5 protein-coding genes are annotated in these 7,100 nt (G+C 57.8%); all 5 read left to right on the plus strand.

The window, feature by feature from the left end; translation table 11 throughout:
* The coding region (locus DBR24_RS24865; RefSeq protein WP_146189117.1) for an ABC transporter substrate-binding protein at positions 1 to 1,195 on the plus strand (1,195 nt) is incomplete at its 5' end.
* 259 nt (positions 1,196 to 1,454) lie between these two features.
* The gene (locus DBR24_RS24870) at positions 1,455 to 3,080 is read left to right on the plus strand and encodes an ABC transporter substrate-binding protein (protein ID WP_128616058.1); all 1,626 of its coding nucleotides are present in this window, start codon (positions 1,455 to 1,457) and stop codon (positions 3,078 to 3,080) included.
* Between the two features lie 302 nt (positions 3,081 to 3,382).
* Positions 3,383 to 4,981: an ABC transporter substrate-binding protein gene (locus tag DBR24_RS24875; protein WP_128616059.1), complete on the plus strand. Its 1,599-nt coding sequence runs from the start codon at positions 3,383 to 3,385 to the stop codon at positions 4,979 to 4,981.
* A 176-nt stretch (positions 4,982 to 5,157) separates the two neighbouring features.
* Positions 5,158 to 6,570, plus strand: coding sequence for an OprD family porin (locus DBR24_RS24880; RefSeq protein ID WP_128616060.1), 1,413 nt, complete (start codon positions 5,158 to 5,160; stop codon positions 6,568 to 6,570).
* A 77-nt stretch (positions 6,571 to 6,647) separates the two neighbouring features.
* Positions 6,648 to 7,100, plus strand: a 453-nt coding sequence (locus DBR24_RS33665; protein WP_256591815.1) for an ABC transporter substrate-binding protein, incomplete at its 3' end; no start/stop codon positions are given.

Below are 7,100 nucleotides of genomic sequence, written 5' to 3' on the forward strand. Positions count from 1 at the left end.
GTCCCCGTACTTCACCGACATGGGCCTGAACACCACGATCAAATCCGTGGAAAAGATCGACGACCAGACCGTGCGCTTCAACCTGAACAACGTCGACGCCGCGTTCGTGCAAAACCTCGCCATGAGCTTCGCCTCGGTGCAATCGGCCGAATACGCCGCGCAACTGTTGAAGGAAGGCAAAGCCGCCGACCTCAACCAGAAACCGGTGGGCACCGGCCCGTTCGTGTTCAAGCGCTACCAGAAGGACTCGCAAATCCGCTACGCCGCCAACACGGCGTACTGGAAACCCGAAGACGTCAAAATCGACAACCTGATTTTCTCGATCACCCCGGACGCCGCCGTACGCCTGCAAAAACTCAAGGCGGGCGAATGCCAGGTCAGTGGCTACCCACGCCCGGCCGACATCGAAGTGATGGAAAAAGACCCGAACCTGCGCGTGCTCAAGCAGGCCGGTTTCAACCTCGGCTTCCTCGCCTATAACACCACCCACGCGCCACTCGACCAGCTCAAAGTGCGGCAGGCACTGGACATGGCCATCGACAAACCGGCGATCATCAAAGCCGTTTACCAAAGCGCCGGCCAACTGGCCCAAAACGCCTTGCCGCCGGCGCAATGGTCGTATGACCCGAACATCAAGGATGCTCCATACGACCCGGTCAAAGCGCGGGCGCTACTGAAAGAAGCCGGGGTTGCACCGGGTACAACCATCAATCTCTGGGCGATGACGGTGCAGCGCGCATCGAACCCGAATGCGCGAATGTCGGCACAAATGATCCAGCAGGACTGGGACAAGATCGGCATCAAGGCCAACATCGTCAGTTACGAATGGGGCGAGTACATCAAGCGCGCCAAGAATGGCGAACACGATGCGATGATCTATGGTTGGACAGGTGACAACGGCGACCCGGACAACTGGCTCGGCGTGCTCTACAGCTGCGCGGCAGTGAAAGGCAGCAACTACGCCAAATGGTGCGACCCCGCATACGACAAACTGGTGCAGCAGGCCAAGGTCTCCACCGACAAGGCGCAACGGGTAAAACTGTATCAACAGGCGCAACTGATCCTTAAACAGCAGGTGCCGATCACGCCGATTGCCAACTCCACGGTGTTCCAGCCGCTGCGCAAGGAAGTCACTGACTTCCGCATCAGTCCGTTCGGGCTGACCCCGTTCTATGGCGTGGGTATAAATAAGTAACACCAAGCCCCAAGGCGGCGCGCACAACGTGACCCGCGCACCAATTTGGGGCCCCGTTTGCACCGTAAAAACCACCCGCAAACGGTCAAATGCGTCAGAAGTTACACAGATGCGACATTAAGGTACGTTCGTGCCACGCTTTGAGGCCGGCAGTCGCTCTGGATCTTGCAATGGGTATGGTCGCTGCATAAGTATCCGCAGGCACGACTCACGAGGTCGTACCTCAAATCAAAAAATGACAACAAATCATGAGGCCAACATGCTTAAACACGCGGTCATTCCGTTTTTAGTCGGCGCAGGCTTGTTAGCCTCCGCACCTTTCGCATCCGCTGCGACTAACCTGGTGTTCTGCTCCGAAGGGAGCCCGGCTGGATTCGACCCAGGCCAATACACCACCGGAACCGACTTCGACGCCTCAGCCGAAACCATGTTCAACCGCCTGACCCAGTTCGAGCGCGGCGGCACCGCCGTGATTCCTGGTCTGGCGACCAAGTGGGACATTTCCGAAGATGGCCTGACTTACACCTTCCACCTGCGTGAAGGCGTCAAGTTCCACACCACCCCGTATTTCAAGCCGACTCGTGAGTTCAACGCCGACGACGTGCTGTTCACCTTCAATCGCATGATTAACAAGGATGACCCGTTCCGTAAGGCGTACCCGACCGAATTCCCGTACTTCACCGACATGGGGATGGACACCAACATCACCAAGATCGATAAAGTCGACGACCACACCGTCAAGTTCACGTTGAAAGAAGTCGATGCCGCGTTCATCCAGAACATGGCCATGAGCTTCGCCTCGGTTCAGTCCGCTGAATACGCAGCGCAGCTGTTGAAAGAAGGCAAGGCAGCCGACATCAACCAGAAACCGGTCGGCACCGGCCCGTTCGTGTTCAAGAGCTACCAGAAAGACTCCAACATCCGCTACACCGGCAACAAGGACTACTGGAAGCCTGACGACGTGAAGATCGACAACCTGATCTTCGCCATCACCACCGACCCGTCGGTACGTATCCAGAAGCTGAAAAAGAACGAGTGCCAGGTCACCCTGTTTCCGCGTCCAGCGGATCTGGCGGCCCTCAAGGCCGACAAGACCCTGAAGATGCCTGACCAGGCCGGTTTCAACCTGGGCTACATCGCCTACAACGTGATGGACAAGGTCAAAGGCAGCAACGAACCGAACCCGCTGGCTGACCTGCGCGTGCGCCAGGCGCTGGACATGGCCGTGAACAAGCCACAGATCATCGACTCGGTTTACCAGGGCGCCGGCCAGTTGGCCGTCAACGCCATGCCGCCGACCCAGTGGTCTTACGACACCACCATCAAGGACGCCAAGTACGACCCTGAGAAAGCCAAGCAGCTGCTCAAGGAAGCCGGCGTCAAGGAAGGTACCGAGATCGTGCTGTGGGCGATGCCGGTGCAGCGTCCGTACAACCCGAACGCCAAGCTGATGGCTGAAATGCTTCAGTCCGACTGGAAGAAGATCGGCCTGAACGTGAAGATCACCAGCTACGAGTGGGGCGAGTACATCAAGCGCTCCAAAGGTGGCGAGAACCAGGCCATGATCATTGGCTGGAGCGGTGACAACGGTGACCCGGACAACTGGCTGAACGTGCTGTTCGGCTGCGATTCGCTCAGCGGCAACAACTTCTCCAAGTGGTGCGACAAGAAGTTCGACGGCCTCGTCAAGGAAGCCAAGCGCACGACCGACCAGGCCAAGCGCACCGAACTGTACAAAGAGGCGCAACACGTCCTCAAAGATGCAGTCCCTATGACACCTATCGCTCACTCGACGGTGTACCAACCCATGCGCGCCAACGTGCAGGATTTCAAGATCAGCCCATTCGGCCTGAACTCCTTCTACGGCGTCAGCGTCAGCAATTAAGGCACGGCGACGGCGACGTTTTTAACGTCGCCGTTGTTTTTCCTGCCGGGAAGCTAGGAATTTGCCTACATCCAATTCCGCTGCGGATGACTGCATCGGTATAGGACGTGTCGCCTTTTCCTACGAGTATTCAGGCAATTACGCATTTACTGCCAGACCCACGGCCCCTACCGTCGGGATCCGACCAGTTTCTGCGTGGGCCACCGGCTTGCCGTACGCACTGGATTGAGCTCAATGCGACCACACCGTCTCCGGATGAGACTGCGGCGCATTGCACAACACTAAAAAAGAGGGAGCGTCATATGCGCCATACCTTGGTTTTTTCCGCATTGCTGGGCGCCGGCCTGTTGGCCGCCACGTCCGCCAGTTACGCCGCCAGCAACAGCCTGGTGTTCTGTTCCGAAGGCAGTCCCGCTGGTTTTGATACCGCGCAATACACGACGGCGACGGACAACGACGCCGCCGAGCCGCTGTATAACCGTCTGGTGGAGTTCGAAAAAGGCGCAACCAATGTCGTCCCAGGCCTGGCAACCAAGTGGGATATTTCCGAGGATGGTCTCAAGTACACCTTTCACCTACGTGAAGGTGTGAAATTTCATACCACGCCTTATTTCAAACCGACCCGCGATTTCAACGCCGACGACGTGCTGTTCACGTTTAACCGCATGCTCGATCCGCAACAGCCCTTCCGTAAGGCTTATCCGACCGAGTTTCCGTATTTCAACGGGATGAGCCTGAACAAGAACATCGCCAAGGTCGAAAAGACCGGGCCACTGACCGTGGAGTTCACGCTCAACAGCGTCGACGCCGCGTTCATCCAGAACATCGCCATGAGCTTCGCGGCCATCCTGTCCGCCGAATACGCCGACAAACTGCTGGCAGAAGGCAAGCCGAGCGACATCAATCAGAAGCCGGTCGGCACCGGGCCGTTCGTGTTCAAGAGTTATCAGAAAGACTCGAACATTCGTTACACCGGTAATAAACATTACTGGGACCCGAGCCGGGTCAAACTCGACAACCTGATCTTCGCGATCAACACCGATGCTTCGGTCCGTGTGCAGAAACTCAAGGCCAACGAGTGCCAGATCACCCTGCATCCGCGTCCGGCCGATGTCGATGCGCTGAAGAACGATCCGAAACTGCAACTGATCTCCAAGCCGGGTTTCAACCTCGGCTACATCGCCTACAACGTGCGCCACAAGCCTTTCGACCAGCTCGAAGTGCGTCAGGCGCTGGACATGGCGGTGAATAAACAAGGGATTCTCAACGCCGTTTACCAAGGCGCCGGCCAACTGGCTGTCAATGCCATGCCGCCGACCCAGTGGTCCTACGACGATACGATCAAGGACGCCGCCTACAACCCGGAAAAAGCCAAAGAGCTGCTCAAGGCTGCCGGCGTGAAAGAAGGCACCGAGATCACCCTGTGGGCGATGCCGGTGCAGCGTCCGTACAACCCCAACGCCAAATTGATGGCCGAAATGCTCCAGGCGGACTGGGCGAAAATCGGTCTGAAGGTGAAGATCGTCAGCTACGAATGGGGCGAATACATCAAGCGCACCAAGAACGGCGAGCACGACATCAGCCTGATCGGCTGGACCGGTGACAATGGTGACCCGGACAACTGGCTCGGCACGCTGTACAGCTGCGACGCCATTGGCGGCAACAACTACTCCATGTGGTGCGATCCGGCGTACGACAAGCTGATCAAACAGGCCAAAGTCGTCACCGACCGCGACCAGCGCACCACGCTCTACAAACAGGCACAGCAATTGCTCAAGCAGCAAGTGCCGATCACGCCTGTCGCCCACTCGACGGTCAACCAACCGTTAAGCGTCAAAGTTGAAGGGTTCAAAGTCAGCCCCTTCGGCCGCAACGTGTTCTCGGGTGTCGGTATCGATTAAACCAGCCGAATAGCCGCAACGCTGAGGGGGGCCGTCTACCCCCTTCACGCAAGCGCTTTGCCGAAATTCGCCAATCCGGCCTTTTGCAAACGTTTGCGATGTGTGAACGAGTTCTAAACCAAAAACCGGCATACCAAAAAAAGCCGGCATAAAAAGAAAGTAAAGGAGCTTCACCCATGAAACTGAGCAGCACCGCGATACTGGCCCTGGCCATCAGCAGCATCACCGCCACGGCGTATGCCGAGGAACAGAGCCAGGCGTTCACTCCGGTAACCGTTAACGAGAAGAGCGCCCAGGCTGACGCCACCGGCTTCCTCGAGGGTTCCACGATCAGCGGCACCACCCGTAACTGGTACGCCAACGAACAACTCAAGCGTGGCGGCAAATTCACTTACCGCAAGGACGGCGTTGCCACCCCGACTGATCGTCGTATCAACTGGGTACAGGGCACCATCGTTAACTACACCTCCGGCTTCACGCAGGGCACCGTTGGTGTCAGCACTGAAGTGGCCGCGTACAACGCGGTGGCCCTGGAGCGTGATCGCAAGGACCTGGCCTCCAACAACGGCGGTGCACCGGGCTCGCGTCCAGGCGCAGGCAACAACCGTACGCTGACCAAAGAAGGCGGTGACGCTGAAGGCCAGTGGAGCAAACTGGGTCTGGCCAACGTCAAGTTCCGCGTGTCGAACACCACCCTGACCGCCGGTCGTCAGAACTTCAGCACCCCGATCGTCGACACCATCGGCAACCGCGCGCTGCCTTCAAGCTTTGAAGGTGTCAGCCTGCACAGCGAAGAGCTGAACAACCTGTCGTTCGATGCCGGCAGCTTCGACCGCGTATCGCCGCGTACCGAAGAGAGCCTGTCCAAATTCCGCTCCGAGTACACCAACAACAAAGCTGAAACCGATCGCGTCAGCATCGTGGGCCTGAACTATCAGCCGCTGAAAAGCCTGAAGACCAGCCTGTACGCTTCCAAGGTTGAAGACTTCTGGAACCAGTACTACTTCGGCGCCACCCACGAACTGGGTGACAGCAATATCGTCAGCCTGACCACCGGCCTGAACTACTACAAGACCGTCGACACCGGCAAAAAAGAGATGGGTGAAATCGACAACGACACCTACTCCCTGTCGTTCGGCCTGACTCACCAGGCCCACAGTCTGACCTTCTCGTACCAGGAAATTAACGGTAACGAGTACTTCGACTACCTGCACGAAACCAACGGCATCTACCTGGCCAACTCCCTGCTGTCCGACTTCAACGGTCCGAACGAGAAGTCCTTCCAGGTGGCCTATGGCCTGAACATGGCCGAATACGGCGTGCCGGGTCTGAAGTTCAACATCTACCAGGCTCGCGGCTGGGGCATCGACGGTACTCACTACACCGGCACTGCGTACGACGTACGCAATATGGACGGTGAGCACCACTATGAATACGGCATCGGTGCGACCTACGCGGTGCAGAGCGGCCCACTCAAGGCGACCACCATCCGTGGTACCTACACCGCTCACCGCGCCAGCGAAAACCAGTCCGACGGCAGCATCAACGAGTTCCGTCTCGTGACCACCATTCCGTTCAACATCCTGTAAAAACCGCCAACCGACGGCTGACTCATGATGAGTCGGCCGTTCGGTTTTTGTCTTCAACCGATTGCAGAGGGTTATCGATGAAAATGCTTCCCCTACGTGCGGCCGTCGCTGCCGCGTTGTTGAGCGCCGCCATCGGCGTCTCGGCCAAACCCTTGGTGGTCTGCACCGAAGCCAGTCCGGAAGGCTTCGACATGGTCCAGTACACAACTGCAGTCACTGCCGATGCGGTGGCCGAAACCATCTTCAACCGTCTGGCGGACTTCAAGCCCGGCACCACCGAGGTGATTCCGGCGCTCGCCGAATCCTGGGACATCAGTGAAGACGGCCTGACCTACACGTTCCACCTGCGCAAAGGCGTCAAGTTTCACACCACCGAATACTTCAAGCCGACCCGCGACATGAACGCCGACGACGTGGTCTGGAGCTTCCAGCGTCAGCTGGACCCGAATCACCCGTGGCACAAACTGTCGAGCGTGGGCTTCCCGTACTTTGAAAGCATGGGCTTCAAAGAACTGCTCAAAAGCGTAGAA

This window comes from Pseudomonas sp. HMWF006, assembly GCF_003061205.1.
Lineage (GTDB): Bacteria > Pseudomonadota > Gammaproteobacteria > Pseudomonadales > Pseudomonadaceae > Aquipseudomonas > Aquipseudomonas monsensis.